We start from the raw sequence: 17727 nt of genomic DNA, 5'->3' as shown, positions 1-17727 counted from the left end.
GAATAATTCCTAACTGATAATTCACAATTGTTAACTAAGAACTATTAACCCCTTGACTAATAAATATTAACTCATAACTATTAACTTTAAAAACTATGTTACCGGAACAACAACAACGTATTTTAGGTTATTTTATCGAAGAAGCCAAAGACCACCTAAATACAATTGAACAAGGTTTGTTAAACCTACAAGGGACTTTAAATGATCCGGAAATGATTAATGAAGTTTTCCGGGCAGCACATTCAATTAAAGGTGGTTCGGCAATGCTCGGCTTAAGCAGCATTCAAAGAACTGCACACCGATTAGAAGATTGTTTTAAGGTTTTAAAAGAAAATCCTATTCAAGTTGATCAAAAATTGGAGTCTTTATTTCTTGGTGTTTCTGACACTTTGAAATCACTATTAGAGCATCTAAGTGGCCCATTCAGTTTATCTGAAGAGACTGCTAATACTATTATGTCAGAAGCCGAGCCGGTGTTTGGTTGGCTGCATGAACATTTAGAGTTATTGGTTGGGGAACAAGGTGGTAGTATAAACATTGAAAAGCCTGAATTAGTTCCTACACCGACTCCTACATTAACACCAACTCCTACAGCAATTCAGTCAAGTATCACACCTCTTGCGAGTGGAGATAGCTGGCAGCAGTTCCAAAACCAAGTGCTGCAAAAATTGAGAAATATGTTGCAGTTATTTAAACAAGAACCCACACCTGAAAATCGTAAAGGTTTGGAGGCTTGCTGTCAGTATTTAGCAATTATAGGTGATGATTTAAATTTAAATAATTGGTGTCATTTGTGTCGAGCTTGTGGTAGTGCGATCGTTAACCCAGATAATAGTTATTTGACGCTAGCCAAAGTTGTAATTACAGATATTAAACAAGCGCAAGAGCTGGCGTTAACGGGTAGAGATGCGGAGATTAAAATTAGTCAGCAACTTGAAGTTTTGCTTGGTGTTCCGGAAATTGAATTATTAGAACTTAATAGTGATTTTCTTGAGGAATTCGCAACTAGTTTTCAGTCATCTGAGGATACAAAAGCTAATGCGATCGCTGATGATATTTATGATTTTATTACCCATACTGGTTTGGATATTGAAGACAGTGAGAATAATATTGATTCGCTCTTTGAACTATCAGAACAAATTGACTCTGAGACTGCAAATCTTCTCGATTTAAACTCTGAATTTGCAACAGAAGATAGCAATGACAATGTCAATTCACTCTTAGAACTATCTACGCAAATAGATGGAGATTCACAACATATCTTGACTACTAAAGATATGGCTAACGATGAAGATGAAAATATTAATTTTTTGTCTATCAATATTCAGGATATTGATGTCGAAAGTGGAGATGATGAGTTAGAAGACGCTGCAATAACTAATATTATTCTCGATACTAATGGTCCCGAAGTTGGTATTGCTGAACTTACTGAACTTGATGAACTATTTAAAGATGATGCTCCCGAACTTGATGGTAATTGGAACGGAGAAGAAAATGTAGATATAGTAGTTACCAATGAAGCAAATTCAGATGAAAGCGAAACTGATGCTGAGGCTGCTGGAGAAGTTGAAGATTTACTCATATTTGAAGATAGCACTAGCATTCACGATCGCGCTGCCAATGGTAGTGAAGAATTAACCATAATGCAGCTATTTGGGAATTTTTTGGATGAGGATGAACCAACATTAGATAAACCTCTAGAGTCAGTAGAAAATGGAGATTTAAGTAATGAGATACCGGAGGAATTAAGTAATGCTTATCGGGAGATGCAAGACTATACAATTATTGCGCCAATCCCAGAACAATTTGAGTTTTTAGATGATTTAGATGATTCAGATAAAACTAGTATAAATTTAATGGAAGCGGAAGATAATTTATTGTCTTCTGGTTTTAATGATTTATTAGATTTTTCTGAACACATTTTTTCTGATAGTTCTGATAATACAAATATTAATGATAATAGTCAAACATCTGAATATCAGGTTCAAGATTTGGCTAGTAGTGAAGATATTGAACTGATAAATTCTCCGCAATCTCACCCTGAATCTAATCCTAAATTTGACCAATTCTCAGCCGAAAATATATTAGAAATAGATACAATAGTTAATAATGTAGAACAGGAAAATGAAGATAAATCGACTTTAAAGAGTGTAGAAATAACTAGTCTAGAAAGAACTAATCTCGAAACACAATTAGAATTTGATGACTTATTAACAAATTCAAAAATTAATGACAGTTTACCTACAAATCCAGCAGCAGATACATTAGATATGCTGTTTGATAGTCTTGCTCCCGAAGTTATTGAGTTTTCCCATGGAGAACTTTCTCAGCAGCAAGATGAAGGAGTTGACTTCTGGGCACAGACGGAATTAATACAAGAACAACAATCATCAGAGCTTGAATCTAATGCAGATATTGGTAAAGCATTAGAGGAAAGTTTATTTGAAGTGACATTGCATAATAGCATTTTTGATACAAGTCAAGATGCTAATATTTCTCTGAATGAAAGTGACGATTTTGAACTTGATGATGATTTAGATATTTCTTTCCCACAGACAGAAGAATCGTTTGATTTCTTTGATGACGAGGCAGGCGATTTGTTCGAGGAATTAACACCGTCTCAAATCATCCCATTATCTGCCGCAGAAATTGATACAAATGAATCGCCTAATTATACACAACAACCAGAATCACTTGAGTTTACACCAGAATTTACGCAAAATATCCCAACTACAACTGCGAAGATAGATGATGAGAATACATCTGTAGACACAGCTAGTGCGGAAACTGAAATAGTTATATTCCATCAATCACATAATTCAGACTTTACTAATGAAAATTATGGCAATCAAGATTTAGGTGATAATTTATTCGATGATGACAAAAATGAACACAATATTTCCGAACATGCGCCTACAGCACTAACTAATGCAGAAATTGATTTCATTGATAATTTATTTGGTGAAAGCACAGTTCCCCAATTAGGCGAAGAACAACCGGACGAGAATAATAGAAATAATATTTATCAAAGTGCTATTCCCGAAAATCAAAATTTGCTGACTGTTGTAGAAGAAACTGAAATACACACAAACGAAAGTGTTTTACCAAGTCTGAATATCCCATCCGATATTACGGATAATAATGTGGAAGATTTACGGGAAAATTTCGAGGAAAGCTTCGAGGAAAGTTTAGAAGCTTCTATGGAAATATATATTCCTGAAGAATCAGAAACTTCCACCCCAGAGACTATCCCATCACTTGCAGTAGAAAATCCCAGTTTCGCTAGCGAAGAAATTAATAATTTAGAACAAGAAGCAAGTGAGGATGATGATTTTGCGGCACTGGATGCATTGCTTGGTCATAATATTACATCCAAATCCAATGCTGATTCCTTAGAGGATGATGATTTTGCAGCCCTGGATGCACTACTTGGTAACGATGCAACACCTGTTGTAGTTTCTGGTGTAGCAGCAGTCACAGCAACAGCGATGGGTGCAACAACTGCTAAAACCGATCATCTGGATGACTTTGGTGACTTAGAAAAGCTACTAGCCGATGCAGATCAAAGTATATCAACCCCAACTACAGGAGCAAATGCTGCAAAAATTCAACGTGTGACAGCAAGGCGCACTGCGAGATTTGAGCAATTAATGAAAGTCCCAGTTAAGCACCTTGACGACATGAGCAACCTAGTTGGGGAGTTGGTTGTTAACCGCAACACCTTAGAACAGGATCAAGAACGCTTACGGCAGTCACTCGATAATTTGCTGATTCAGGTTCACCATTTATCAGATGTGGGAGCGAGGATGCAGGAATTATATGAGCGATCGCTTTTAGAAGCATCATTGTTAGCAACTCGTAAAGGTAGCTTTAGTAATACTGCTAACGTCGTTAGCCATAAAGATACAGATCGCGGTTTCTCAGAATTAGAGATGGACAGGTTTACACCCTTCCACACCTTATCTCAAGAAATGATTGAGTTAATTGTCCGGGTACGGGAGTCAGCCAGCGATATTGATTTTGTGACTGAAGAAACCGAACGGGTAGCGCGACAGTTTCGCCAAGTGACGACTCAACTACAAGAAGGGTTGACCAGGGCGAGAATGGTTCCCTTCTCCCAAGTTACCGATCGCGTCAAACGTGGGGTACGCGATAATGCGATTAAATGCGGTAAACAGGTGGAATTAGTGATTGAAGGTCAAGATACTCTCATCGATAAGATGATTTTAGAGCATTTGACCGACCCACTGGTGCATATGTTGAATAATGCGATCGCTCATGGCATCGAAACTCCGGAGGAACGACAAAGTAAAGGCAAATCTCCTGTAGGTACTATCACTGTTCGCGCTTTCCATCAAGGGAACCAAACTGTTATTTCTGTCAGTGACGATGGCGCGGGAATTGATCCCGAACAAGTGAAGCAAAAAGCAATTAGGGTTGGTTTAATTACCCCCGCACAAGCAAAAACAATGCCACGTATTGAAGTATACGAGCTATTATTCCAGCCTAATTTTAGTACCAGAGATAAAGCTGATGATTTAGCTGGTCGTGGTGTGGGAATGGATGTCGTACGTACTAGTATTAGCGAAATCCGAGGCACAATTAATACTGATTCAACCCTGAACAAAGGCACAAACTTCACAATTCGTTTACCCCTAACCCTAAGTATTTGTAAAGCCCTCAGTTGTGTCTCCGATAAAGCACGAGTCGCTTTTCCCATGGATGGTGTTGAAGACACTCTCGATGTACCAGTCAGAAATATCCAGAAAAATTCTGCTGGCGAATCATTTATTTCTTGGCGCGATACCCAACTACCTTTCAAACCACTCAAAGACCTGTTGACTCTAAACCGTCAACTCAGTCGAGGTAGTGTTTACGGAGGAAATCGCGATGATGATATGGTATCAGTTGTTGTTATTCGCTCCGGGAATACACTAATTGCTCTGCAAGTAGACCAAGTATTAAGCGAACAGGAAATAGTAATTAAGCAATTTGAAGGACCAGCACCTAAGCCCATAGGTGTAGCTGGTGCTACCGTACTTGGGGATGGTCGCATTATGCCCATTGCCGATGTTTTGGAGATTATTGATATTTTCCAAGGACGGACATCGAAACAAAGTGCTGTGACTATTTTTGACGCTCCCAACAGTGGCAGTACGGATAATATGGGTGCAAAAATTGACCCAACTGTATTAATTGTTGATGACTCAATTACGGTGCGGGAATTGCTCTCACTATCGTTTAATAAAGCTGGCTACCGAGTGGAACAAGCCCGTGATGGACAGGAAGCTTGGGACAAATTGCGCTCTGGTTTGCCTTGCGACATCGTCTTCTGCGACATCGAAATGCCCCGTTGCGATGGACTAGAACTACTTTCACGTATCCAAAAAGAACCCAGTCTCAATCATTTACCCATCGCCATGTTGACTTCGCGAGGTGCTGATAAGCACAAACAAATGGCAATTAATTTAGGTGCTAGTGGTTATTTCACTAAACCCTATCTTGAAGAAGCATTACTGGAGGCGGCAGCACGAATGCTGAAAGGTGAAAAACTAGTTAGTAATGGTTAATCGGAGTTGAAATTGAGGATTGAAAATTAGAGATTTGGGATTGCCAATTCCAAATCTAATTTTTTTGGGAATTCCGAAACATCAAGTCTTTAAAATCACGTCTGGATAATCACAAATTCATAAGCTGATGTGCAGCTAAATTATATAAGCCAAAAACGCAAAATAATTGTAGTGCGGATAGGAGTTTCTGGGGAGATGTTCCTCACGGAAAAATCCGGAGCCGGAAAGTCTGCGTCTTAGATAGAAATTAGATGCATCGCAGTTTACCTGTTATAATTTTGAACTTCCAAGCCAATCTTCATCCTCGTTTGCCAAAAATGAATAAATATATTCAAAATATTCAAAAATACATTTCAAAATACATTCAAAAATTTACTCCCAGATTAGATAAGTTTGCTCTAATTTTGATGACAACAACGCTGTTGTTAAGATTTATACTGACACCAGCGATCGCAATAATCAAAGATGATACAAAACTATTTTTTCATGAAACTGTGGAGAATATAGTAGTCAGGAATCAGAATCCAGAATCTCAAAATAAAGTACCAGGTAAAAATATGACTACGGAAACATCCTTAACTTACCCAATTAGCCGTAAAGATAGTCAAGTTGATGAATACCACGGGATCAAAATTAGTGATCCCTATCGTTGGTTAGAGAACCCTGATTCTCCGGAAACCCAGGCTTGGATAAAAGCACAAAATCAAGTGACTTTTGGTTATTTAAATCAAATTCCCGTTCGAGATAAAATTAAGCAACGTTTGACTAAACTTTGGGATTACGAAAAGTACGGCATTCCCTTTAAAGAAGGTAAGCGCTATTTTTATTTCAAGAACAACGGCTTACAAAACCAAAGTGTTCTCTATACCCTCGATAATCTTGATGATGAACCTAAAGTTTTACTTGATCCGAATACGCTTTCTGAAGATGGGACTGTGGCATTATCTGGTTTATCGGTAAGTGATGATGGCAAATATCTAGCATACGGTTTATCAGTGTCGGGTTCCGATTGGCAAGAATGGAAAATTCGTGAAATTGAAACTGGTAAAGATTTAGAAGAGAAGTTGAAATGGATTAAATTTTCTCGCGCATCCTGGACAAATGACAGTCAAGGCTTTTTCTATAGTCGCTATGATGAACCAAATCAAAAAAGCAAATTAGAGGATGTCAATTACTATCAAAAACTTTTTTATCATCGACTTGGCACTCCCCAATCTGAGGATATTTTAATTTACGATCGCCCAGAACATAAAGAATGGGGTTTTGGTGGTAATGTAACGGAAGATGGCAAATTTTTGATTATTTCTGTGTGGCAGGGAACTGATTCGCGCAATTTAATTTTCTACAAAGATTTGACTAAACCCAATACAAAAGTTGTCGAATTAATTAATCAGTTTGAATCTGACTTTAGCTTTATTGATAATGATAGCAGTACATTCTATTTTCGTACTGATTTAGATGCACCACGCGGACGAGTAATTGCTATTAATACCAAAAACCCGACTCGTGCAAATTGGCAGGAAATTATTCCCCAAGCAACAGAAACACTGGAAAGTGTGGGAATTGTTAATAATCAATTTGTTGCTGATTATCTCAAAGATGCCCGCAGCCAAATTCAAATTTTTGACCTCAAAGGCAAATTAATTCGTGAAGTAAAATTACCAGGAATTGGTTCCGCCAGAGGGTTTTCAGGGAAACGCAACGACAGGGAAACATTCTATAGCTTTACTAACTTCACAACTCCGGGAACCATATATCGTTACAATATGGTGACGGGAGAGAGTAGTGTTTTTCGACAACCAAAAATTAATTTTAATCCCGCAGATTACGAAATTAAACAAGTTTTTTATGACAGTAAAGATGGTACAAAAATACCCATGTTTATTGTGCATAAAAAGGGAATGAAATTAGATGGCAATAACCCCACTTATTTATATGGATATGGTGGTTTTAACGTTTCACTTACACCAAATTTTTCAGTTAGTGCTTTGGTGTGGATGGAAATGGGTGGAGTGCATGTGATACCAAATTTACGCGGTGGTGGCGAATATGGCGAAGAATGGCATCAAGCTGGCATGAAGAAAAATAAGCAAAATGTATTTGATGATTTTATTGCCGCCGCAGAATGGTTAATTGCCAATAAATATACGAAACCAGCCAAGTTAGCAATTGGAGGCGGTAGTAATGGTGGACTTTTGGTTGGTGCTTGTATGACTCAACGCCCCGATTTATTTGCTGCCGCATTGCCTTCTGTTGGTGTGATGGATATGTTGCGATTCCATAAATTTACGATTGGCTGGGCTTGGATTTCGGAATATGGTTCACCAGATAAGCTTGAGGATTTCCAGACTTTATATCGCTACTCACCACTGCATAATTTAAAGCCAGGTACAGCTTATCCTGCTACATTAATTACTACCGCAGATCATGACGATCGCGTCGTTCCTGCCCATAGTTTTAAGTTTGCGGCGGCACTACAAGCTGCCCATCGGGGTAATGCACCTGTGTTGATTCGGATTGAAACCAAAGCCGGACATGGTGCGGGTAAACCCACAACAAAAGTAATTGAAGAATCGGCAGATAAGTGGGGATTTTTGGTCAAAGTTTTGGGAATATCAAGTTAATATACAGTTTTTTTAGCTTGAAAAGTAATTCATCCCATGTCTCACTCGAATGAGGGTGGGAAGAATTGCGAGATAAAAACGAAACATTAGTCTTTAGTAAGTTTAAAAATTTCGATAGAAGAATAATTTTTTCGACCACTATTATCGGTAAAGACAGTCGAAGTTTCTACTTGTAGCTTATCTTCAGCAAGTAGGGTAATTTTCAGGGTCTTGTTTGCAAATTTAAATTTATATACTGTATAGGCAGAATTGTTACTATCCTTTGTTAGTGAAACTTCACCCCAATCACAATCTTTTGGTTGGCATTTACCAAATGCACGAATTTTTAATTGTTTGGCAGTATTTAAATTAATTCCTAATCGAGTAATATTATTAGTATTAGGGTTTATATTTACCCAATTACCCACAAAATTATCAGTTATACTTGTATTGCTAGAAGTTACAGGTTGCCAATTGCCGCTAATGTTTAAAGTGTAATTTAATGTGATGGGATTCCCATTCGCATAAGCACTGACTTCTAAAATCACGGGTTTATTAGTTTGTGAGTCTGGATATAGATTGCAAGTGGAACTATTCTTTGTATCTAAATATATCTGAGAGTTACATAAAAACTTTCCTTGATTTAGGTCATCTGGTTTATATGCATTCCAAAAAAATACCACTCCCTCTTTATTAGTGCTAATAGTGGAGTCAATTTTAAATCCCCCCTTGCCTGTCAAAAATGTCAGATAATATTTCTTACTTTTGCCTTGCTTGTCGGCAGTTAATTTACCAGAATATTGAGCAGAAGTAATTACTGTTGGTTGTTGCGGATTTTGTGAAGATTCGGCATGGGCAATGGAAGCCATTAGTCCTAAAGCTACTACTATTCCTACTCCTATTTGCTGCCATTTTAATTGAGATTTGAACATTTTGATTTTCTTCCTTTTATGGTCGTAGAAATAAACCCAGATACCTATATATATTTTGTATGGATAACTATCTTAATTTATGCAGTTCATGATAGTGGAATAAGCTGATGTGCAGCTAAATTATATAATTCAAAAACCCAAAATAATTGTAGTGCGGAGAGGAGTTTCCGGGGAGATGTTCTTCACGGAAAACTCCGGGGAATCTTGCCCGCGTCTTATATACAAATTAGATTCGTCGCAGCTTAGTGCTAATACTGAAAACAGTAATACGGCTAATTTTCATGGGGGTGTAAGCACTTTCGTGGATTGGTATAACTAACGCCAAGCAGTCCCTAACAGAAATTAAACCGGATTCCTATAGTTAGGACGGCTATGGCTCAGTATGAGATATTTTTCTTCACAATGGTACTCCAAGAATCAGTGTAGGTAGTTCACTATAATAACCGCCAAATTCTCAAAGTGCGATCGCTTCCACCACTAGCAATAACTTTGCCATCTTTGCTAAATACAAAGGATGTAACTCCATCCTGGTGTTTCGCCAGGGTGCGAATATTTTTGGCAGTGATATAGTTCCAGAGTTTAATGGTTTTGTCACTGCTACTACTGGCTAAAGTCATGCCATCAGGACTAAAAGCTATCGCACTTACTTCTCCTGCATGTCCTTCCAAATTACGAAGAAATTTTCCAGTTTCTAGATGCCAAATTTTAATGATTTTGTCACTACCGCCACTGGCAAGATATTTACCGTCGGGACTAAAGGTGACTGCTGTCACTTTTTCCCTATGTCCTTTAAAAATTCCCAGTTCACGTCCAGTTTCCAGGTTCCATAGTTTAATCGTGGCATCAAAACTACCACTCGCCAGATATTTGCCATCGGGGCTAAATGCCACAGTTCTCACAGTCGCTCCATGTCCAGTTAAACTGTAGATTTGTTCACGGGTGGCGATATTCCAAATTTTGACACTCTTATCGTCGCTACCACTCGCCAGATATTTACCATCAGCACTAATGGCAACTGTATGAATTGCGGCTTGATGCCCCACCAAAGTACCTATTTCCTGCCCATTCACCAGGTTCCAGAGTTTAATGGTGCTATCTTCACTCCCACTCGCCAGGATTTTACCATCAGCACTAATTGCGATCACATTTACTCGTTGATTATGTCCTGATAATGTTGCCACCGCCTGCCCTGTTTCTAAACTCCATAGTTGAATGGCGCGGTCATTTGTACTAGCAATCGTCTTGCCGTCAGGACTAATGGCGATTGATAAAACACTACTTAAATAACCCCGAATAGTAACTGCCAAGCTAAAATCAGGCATCATCGTCTTCCGACCAATTGTATCAGCTGTGAGGCGATCGGGTTGACTGAGGTTGGAGGGGCTAACAACATCAAGATGAAATTGCTTATACCAAAACTCTCCCAATACTAATAATAGGACTCCAGCCATCGCGACAACTGCCACTTGGAGCTTGTTACGAGAAAAGTAGGAGGAATGGGAACTGATTGGAGATGAATGTAATCCCGGATTCAAATCTTGCAGCACTTCATCCGCCGATTGATAGCGTTGGTGAATATCTTTTTTCAATAACTTATTTAAAACCAACACAAACCCTTCACTCAGGGGTACTTTCACATAACTTTGCCAGTGACTTACCCAAGCATAACCATACTCTGTCCACAATTTAAATGGGGAAATTCCAGTGAGCAAATGGAAGACAGTAGCACCCAAACTAAATAAATCGCTTGCTGGATATGCAGCACCATCACGAATTTGTTCGATTGGTGAATAACCATGTGAACCAATCGAAGTCCCCATTTTTGCCTGGAATTTTGCTGTTAACTGCTTTGAGGAGCCAAAATCAATTAAAGCTAATTGTTTGCTGCTTTGACGACGGATAATATTTTGTGGTTTGATGTCACGATGAATGACTCCACGAGTATGAATAAACTTGAGTACGGGTAATAAATCCAGTAAAATCTGACGAATTTCTGCTTCCGTATACAGTGAACCTTGTGTATCTTCGCTCAAAGTTGTGGAATTTCCAAATGGTAATTGAAAACTTCTATTTTTTTTACCTTGACGACGTGCATTCAACTCCCTGAGTAAATTTTGTCCATCAATATACTGTTGAACTAAATACAAATAGCTATTTTCTTCAAAGTAAGCTATGAGTGTGGGGATTTGGGTATGCTCGCCTAATTCTTGCAATCGCCGTGCTTCTTTGTGAAATAGTTCGATCGCTTTTTTTAGTGCCCAACTTCCTTCAGCTTTGGGAGCTAATTGCTTGATAACACAAGTCTCTTCAAGTTTATCAATGTCTTCTGCTAAATATGTTTTGCCAAATCCACCTTCATCGGAAAGTACGCGCATGACACGAAAACGGTTTCGTAACAACGGCACTAATGGAGTACGACAAGATTGGCAAAATCTATTACCATCGGGATTAACTGGATTTTCGCAATCAGGATTTAAGCAGCAGATTGTCATTTGCAAAGTCCAACTGCATAGGCATTATCGTTAATTTTTAAATGTCACTAATACCGAGAAAAATCAGTTTATAACTATCTCTAATATACTCAACTTCTAGGAGATGTTGAGAAGAGTTTACTTATCAAGAATTGGGAATTGCTAAATAAATTTCAGAATATTTTTAACAATAAAATATCAACATTTTAGATATAAACCATAAAGCAAGGGTGTTTTTTAATTATACAAAGACTATTTTAAAAAACAGCGTAATTCTTTATATCTTCTTTGCAATTTCTGAATAAATCAGGATTCCTTGGTTGTGAATTAGTAATAAGCCTGGTTTATTTATAGTTTATTTATAATCCCTAAATATTCTGTAATTAAACCAACAAAAATCAGGAATCAAATCATACAAATAGATATCCCCGACTTCTTGGAGAAACCGGGGACATTATATTTACCAGATAAAAACAGCAAAATATTCAACATTAACTATTAACTAAATTTTCGGTTTGGGGGGTTTAAATTGTATTTGCTTGAGCTTTTCTCGCCATTCACGAATTGCGATCGCAGTTCTGGTTACAGGGGAAATATAACCTTCGGGATTTTCTTCACTATTACTGTCACCAGTAGCCCTGAGTCGCTGGGAAGTCATACACTTGGAGAGAGTAGGTAGATAAGATTCCATGCCCAAATCCCACATGACATCTTCGGCAGTTTTATACCTTTCCTCCAAAGAAATTTTCACCATTTTGGTTAATACCTGGGCAAAATGTTCACTAATTTGCACTTCTGTTTGCCAAGAGATTTCTCCCGTATCCGCATCATAATCAAATTCCAAAGGTGCTTTTCCAGTCAGCAAAAATAGACTTGTCACACCTACAGCATAAATATCACTAGCATAAACTGGACGCAAGGAAAATTGCTCTGGGGGTGCAAAACCCATTGTCCCCACAAAATTGGTTGTGGCACTTTTGGATTCTCCATCGCTGTTTTTGACGAGTTCCTCCTTCACCGCTCCAAAATCGATTAAAACTAACCTGCCATCATCGTCACACCGAAGTAAATTATGTGGCTTAATATCGCGGTGAATTACGCCATTTTTGTGGATATATTGGAGAACTGGTAGTAATTCTCGTAAAAATTGCTTTACTTGAGCTTCATTTTTACTGCCATTTTTGCGGATTTCTCTGGCAATAGTTAAACCACGTACATATTCTTGAACTAAGTAAAATTCACCATTAGTTTCAAAATAATCTAATAACATTGGTATTTGGGAATGAGTGCCCAATTTCCCCAGTGTTTTAGCTTCCTTTTCAAAGCGTACACAAGCACGTTGCCAACTTTTAGGTTTTGTCACCTTGGGACAGAGTTGTTTAATCACGCATAGGGGATTCCCTGGTAAACTCATGTTCTTCGCTAAGAAAGTAACACCAAAACCACCTCTACCTAAAATACGGAGGATTTCATAGCGATCGCGAAACAAGAGCTTGGAACCGCACATCTGCCCAAGCTGGGTTTCTTGTAAAATATCGTCGTGAAAATTAGATACTTTCTGGGAGAAACGATTCATTAGCAATTAGATAGGTTCAAATTTAAGATATTAGACTAATAACTGAAATTAATAGCTAATGTGTAATGTCTTTAATTTATCCACAAATAGAACTTGCCGCTAGTAGCATTACTGTATCTTTGCAAAACCCTAACGTTTTATCCAAGTATCCGGGATTTGCTCTTCAAAGGATGTAAATGATACAGAAAAATCAGAGAAACAGGGCGGAGATGATCTTATACCAATTCTCCAAAAGAAAGCAACAGATGGTGACGCGGGGACGCGGAGATGGAGAGACACGGAGATTTATTTTATCTGTTGCCAGATTTTGAAGAAACGATATTAATGATCATGCATTATCATGTCTGTCTAATCACTGACGATGAAAATTTCTCCGCGTCCCCACGTCTCTAAGTCAGCCTTAATTCTCGCCGTCTCCTCGTTGATTTTTTCCCGAACTTAAGGAACTGCGATCGCAATTAAATTATTCTCTGGTAAAAAATTCTGATAGCATCCTTCATCGGAAAGAACTACAACTAATTCCAAGGAATAATCGGGTGGTATTTGTAAATCTGCCCAAGGAATGGCTAATTCTAAACAATTATCTAACCCTACTTGAGCGCGGCTAGTGCGATAGTGCCATTGATAATGTTCCCCCGCTTCTTGAAACTGTACTGATTGCGAGAGTAAATTAATTTGTAAATGGTGATGATACAAATAATTGAGAGGGGCAATATCAGGCACTTCCGCAATGGGCATGGGGCTGTTGTGCATGGTTTGGTGGGGATAAAACCATAGCAAATTTAATTCTGGTGGTAACTCTTTCCCCGGTTGTACTCCTGTCTTCAAATCTAGACGCAAGTAAAAATTCAAATGGTCCACACCATACCACAAACGTTGAATCATACTGCTGTTGTGCATGGTTCCCCTAGCACCACCAATTTCAATGCGTCCGGCTTTGTCCCAGTCCTGTTCATCAGCTTTGCCATTAATGACGGGATGAATAAAGCCTTGTGGACGACAATCTCCCCTAATCGCGTGACTTTCTAGAGGTTGGCGCAGATATGCGGGTACTGGCTCATTTAATGCTTGGTAAATACCGCAGAGATGTTCGCGAAATAGTTGGTCAAAAATTGCATCTTGGTTCGAGGAATGTCCTTCACCAAACCACCAAAACCAATCGGAACCTTCAGCCGCATACAACGCTTCCCAAGCGGCGGGATTAACCTCTTCGGTGGCTTCGGGATGTTTTGCCATGACTTCCCGTGCGGCTTTGAGGTAGTCCCAAGCACGATTTTTCACGGGGTCGCCAATCCAGGTGGTAAAGCTGCCATCCACCCAAGAGCCGCTATGCAATTTTTCTCCGGGAATTGTTGCCGTGGCGGGGAATTTGTCGAGAAATTCGCTCACTGTAACTAGTTGCAGGTGCGGTTCATTACTCAGGCTTTGATACAGGGCTTCAAGGAAAGGTTTACCATCTTGCTGGTAAAATTCCCAACAATTTTCACCATCCAGAGCAATTGTCACCAACCAAGGTTTTTCTGGATCGCGATCGCGTTGCATTTTGTGGATGGTTTCTAAATGTCCCACCAAGTCGGATGCTGCTTGCTTGGGCGGCATGGAACCATAGGTAAAACCGATTAAATCAGATAAACGGTGGTCGCGGAAAACAATTGCTAAGTCCCCAGTGGGGGTATTGAGGCGATAGGGACGGTAAAGCAATTCCGGTTCGATGACATTACCCGCACCATCACGGTGGAAAAAGTGTTGCAAAGTCCAGCCCAAAACCGCTTCATCTGAGCAAATCCACTGGAAGCCCTGCTTAATAATATACGGCAAGACTGCGGGACTTACCGACTGTTCTGAGGGCCATAGTCCCCGTGGTTCTCGTCCAAACCTATCTATGTATAAATCCCAAGCTTTTCGTAAATGCCGAGGAATATCCTCTGCCCATTGAAACCGGGTTTCCGGCAATGTCATATTCGCTACGGCGACCCGTCCAGAATTGGTATCCGCCAGCAAAGGCATAATCGGGTGAGTGTAGGGTGTAGTCGTCACCTCCAATTGTCCTGCGGCTTGCATTTTCCGGTGTTGGGGGATAATGCGACGGAGAATTTCCCGTTGTTTCGAGTATATACGTTGGCGATCGCTCAAGCTAAAACCTCGATCCTGTTGCAACCAAGTCGCAATTTCCGGGTCATCCCAAAACAAAGGATCAATCCAAGCTAAATTGTGCCAAGCTAATAAATCGCTGTAATCTTGGGGTTGCCAATTTTCTAAACACCAACTGCTTCCCTCTTCCTGACGCTGGTTGTAGAGTTCGGCGTAGCGAGGATGGGGATCAATTAAAGTATGGTGATTCGCATCAAAAAAATGCTGAATAATAAACTCACGCAAATTGCGATCGAGTTTTTCTGTCGGTGTCAAACTTGCTTCTAAATAGGGATCAAATGCATTCCCGGCAATATAATCTTCTAATTGCAATATCAGGGAAGGCACCAAATTCACAGTTTGATGTAACTTCGGGTACTTTTCTAAAATCAGTACCAAGTCCAAATAGTCTTTAGTACCATGCAATCTGACCCAAGGTAAGCGGTATCTTTTCTCACCAGAGAATGCGCCACTATTACCAGGAGACTTATACAGAGGTTGATGCTGATGCCAAATAAAAGCGATATATAAGGGATGAGGCATGGGGAAGTGAGGGAGAGAGAGTAAGGGGAGAGGGGTAAGGGAGAGAAAAGGGCAAGTGAGTGTACTTTACCCTGGGGGAAAGACTACGCAGAGGGAGAAAATGACTCTGCAAGCGGTTTCGCATTGTATAGCGTAAGAAGGGAAGCGATACAAATTACCCTTTCTCTATTACCCTTTTCGCTTTCCCCATTTTCCTAAATTACTTGTTCAACTTCAGCAATTTCGGGAATCATTTCTTTGAGACGGCGTTCCAAGCCCATACGTAGAGTCATTGTAGAACTGGGGCAACTACCACAAGCACCCTGTAAACGTAACTTAACAATAGGACCATCAAGTTCCACAACTTCCACATTACCACCATCCGACATTAGGTAAGGGCGCATTTCATCTAGCACTTTTTCAACATTGTCTAGAGTTAGTTCCATAATTTGTCACCTTGTAATTTGTAATTTAATGATGGTCTAATTAGCCAAAAAATTTTTCAAGCATTGCTAAAACCATCCTAGACCGAATTTGGGGAAGGGGGAAGGAAGAAAGGCTAAAGGGAACAAGTCTCAGTTATTTTGAATTCGTCACTCATCATTTTCTTTATTCCTCAGCCCCAACTATACTTTTGCCAATTCCAGAAGTTGGATATTGGAGTATGTAAATTCTGTAGTGCCAGTCATGGGACTTTCTTGGACAACTTGGTGTGTCAACAGGTAATAATTACCAACTTTGGTGTAAGTATCCTGAAAATTGATGCTTTCGCTAATTTCCTGGGTTTGGACATTGCGAAAAATGGCTTCGTAGCGATCGCGAATATAACCTGCTCCGGTGTCAAAATTGGTATGATATACAAACACGGCAGATGTGTCACCAATAGTTCGACTGATTTGGCAAATTTCTTTGCCACGGATTTTATATTGTAAATCAATCGAGTTTCCCTTGACGAATACTTCTATTGCACCTGTGCTATCTTCTTCTCCGCATACAAACTCGTGCTTACCATGTGCTTGTTCAAAGTTCACGCGCTGGCAAGTAATAGTTAAATCGGTTAACTGGGTGATAATTCCTTCTTGCACCTGTTTATCTGCAATACCTGTAACCTCTACAACCAAGTCGTGGTTAATCCTGGCATTGCCTGTATAAATTGCATTATCTTGTTTCAATTCTACATTAGCAGTGTAACCAGGAAAATTTTCATCCCACGTATAACGACTTGCGTAAGCGGTTTGAAATAACTCACGGGCGTTAATTGGAGTTGTCATTGCAACCACTCTGAATTCACTGTTTTTTAGTGTAATAGTTATTGGCAATTAGATTTAGGGAATTTACTAAGTTGGGATTTTTTTAATCGATGCAGAGGCAGTCCCGATGAAAAAATTTCATCGCCAAGTATGAAAGGCTGATACGGAGACGCGGGGACGCGGGGAATATAATATCTAATCTACTATTATGTAAGTGGTAGCTTCACAGTTACGGTTGTACCAATGCCTTCTTGACTATCAACTTTAATTTCGCCTCGGTGTATTTCTACACATCGTTTGACAATTGCTAGTCCTAGACCTGTGCCTTGAATTTTACGCGAATTAGTAGCACGATAAAAAGATTCAAATAGATGTATTTTATCTTTTTCGGGAATACCTATGCCTCTGTCTATGATTTGGAAAATAGCCAGATTATCCTCACAAGTTAAATCAAAGTTCACTGTACTTTGCTTGGGAGAATATTTAACCGCATTAGAAAGCAAATTTGTCATGATACAATTTACTAATTCTTCATCTATATTTACCTGAGAGCAGTCTCCAATTATATTCAGGCTAATAATATGCTCTTTACCAATGGTAAATTGAATTAATTCGCGAATTTCTTGACAAAAATTAGCTAAATTGACGGAATTAGGGTGAAATTCCACTCGGG

The 17727-nt window shown here is 39.2% G+C and carries 9 protein-coding genes; 2 read left to right on the top strand and 7 right to left on the bottom strand.

The genetic code is table 11. The annotated features are described in order from the left end of the window. Positions 1-95: 95 nt before the first annotated feature. The gene (locus VB733_RS00045; RefSeq protein WP_323338078.1) at positions 96-5570 is read left to right on the top strand and encodes a response regulator; all 5475 of its coding nucleotides are present in this window, start codon (positions 96-98) and stop codon (positions 5568-5570) included. A gap of 557 nt (positions 5571-6127) precedes the next feature. Continuing rightward, positions 6128-8194 carry a prolyl oligopeptidase family serine peptidase gene (locus VB733_RS00040; RefSeq protein WP_323338436.1) on the top strand — a complete coding sequence of 689 codons (2067 nt, stop codon included), beginning with the start codon at positions 6128-6130 and terminating at the stop codon, positions 8192-8194. A gap of 86 nt (positions 8195-8280) precedes the next feature. Here VB733_RS00040 and VB733_RS00035 read toward each other — a convergent pair whose 3' ends face one another. The 7 genes from VB733_RS00035 to VB733_RS00005 all read right to left on the bottom strand — a co-directional run. Next, the gene (locus VB733_RS00035; RefSeq protein ID WP_323338077.1) at positions 8281-9105 is read right to left on the bottom strand and encodes a hypothetical protein; all 825 of its coding nucleotides are present in this window, start codon (positions 9103-9105) and stop codon (positions 8281-8283) included. Positions 9106-9539: 434 nt separating this feature from the next. Next, positions 9540-11597, bottom strand: coding sequence for a WD40 repeat domain-containing serine/threonine-protein kinase (locus tag VB733_RS00030; RefSeq protein ID WP_323338076.1), 2058 nt, complete (start codon positions 11595-11597; stop codon positions 9540-9542). A gap of 481 nt (positions 11598-12078) precedes the next feature. Beyond that, entirely contained in the window at positions 12079-13152 is a 1074-nt protein-coding gene (locus VB733_RS00025) for a serine/threonine-protein kinase (RefSeq protein ID WP_323338075.1), read from the bottom strand. Positions 13153-13590: 438 nt separating this feature from the next. Continuing rightward, entirely contained in the window at positions 13591-15825 is a 2235-nt protein-coding gene (locus tag VB733_RS00020) for a glycoside hydrolase (protein ID WP_323338074.1), read from the bottom strand. A gap of 194 nt (positions 15826-16019) precedes the next feature. Then, positions 16020-16250, bottom strand: a complete 231-nt coding sequence (locus VB733_RS00015) for a NifU family protein (protein ID WP_096614925.1) — start codon at positions 16248-16250, stop codon at positions 16020-16022. A gap of 180 nt (positions 16251-16430) precedes the next feature. Beyond that, the gene (locus VB733_RS00010; RefSeq protein WP_323338073.1) at positions 16431-17075 is read right to left on the bottom strand and encodes a DUF3386 domain-containing protein; all 645 of its coding nucleotides are present in this window, start codon (positions 17073-17075) and stop codon (positions 16431-16433) included. A 185-nt stretch (positions 17076-17260) separates the two neighbouring features. Then, positions 17261-17727: sensor histidine kinase (locus VB733_RS00005; RefSeq protein WP_323338072.1), on the bottom strand; the 467-nt coding region annotated here is incomplete at its 5' end.

This window comes from Calothrix sp. UHCC 0171, assembly GCF_034931845.1.
Lineage (GTDB): Bacteria > Cyanobacteriota > Cyanobacteriia > Cyanobacteriales > Nostocaceae > Brunnivagina.
This window is presented reverse-complemented; position numbering and strand designations above follow the sequence as displayed.

Bases quoted from the DNA above. Each gene is read 5' to 3' on its own strand.
- VB733_RS00035 (WP_323338077.1), bottom strand. From the start codon at position 9,105: ATGTTCAAATCTCAATTAAAATGGCAGCAAATAGGAGTAGGAATAGTA.
- VB733_RS00040 (WP_323338436.1), top strand. From the start codon at position 6,128: ATGACTACGGAAACATCCTTAACTTACCCAATTAGCCGTAAAGATAGT.
- VB733_RS00030 (WP_323338076.1), bottom strand. From the start codon at position 11,597: ATGACAATCTGCTGCTTAAATCCTGATTGCGAAAATCCAGTTAATCCC.
- VB733_RS00010 (WP_323338073.1), bottom strand. From the start codon at position 17,075: ATGACAACTCCAATTAACGCCCGTGAGTTATTTCAAACCGCTTACGCA.
- VB733_RS00020 (WP_323338074.1), bottom strand. From the start codon at position 15,825: ATGCCTCATCCCTTATATATCGCTTTTATTTGGCATCAGCATCAACCT.
- VB733_RS00025 (WP_323338075.1), bottom strand. From the start codon at position 13,152: ATGAATCGTTTCTCCCAGAAAGTATCTAATTTTCACGACGATATTTTA.
- VB733_RS00015 (WP_096614925.1), bottom strand. From the start codon at position 16,250: ATGGAACTAACTCTAGACAATGTTGAAAAAGTGCTAGATGAAATGCGC.
- VB733_RS00045 (WP_323338078.1), top strand. From the start codon at position 96: ATGTTACCGGAACAACAACAACGTATTTTAGGTTATTTTATCGAAGAA.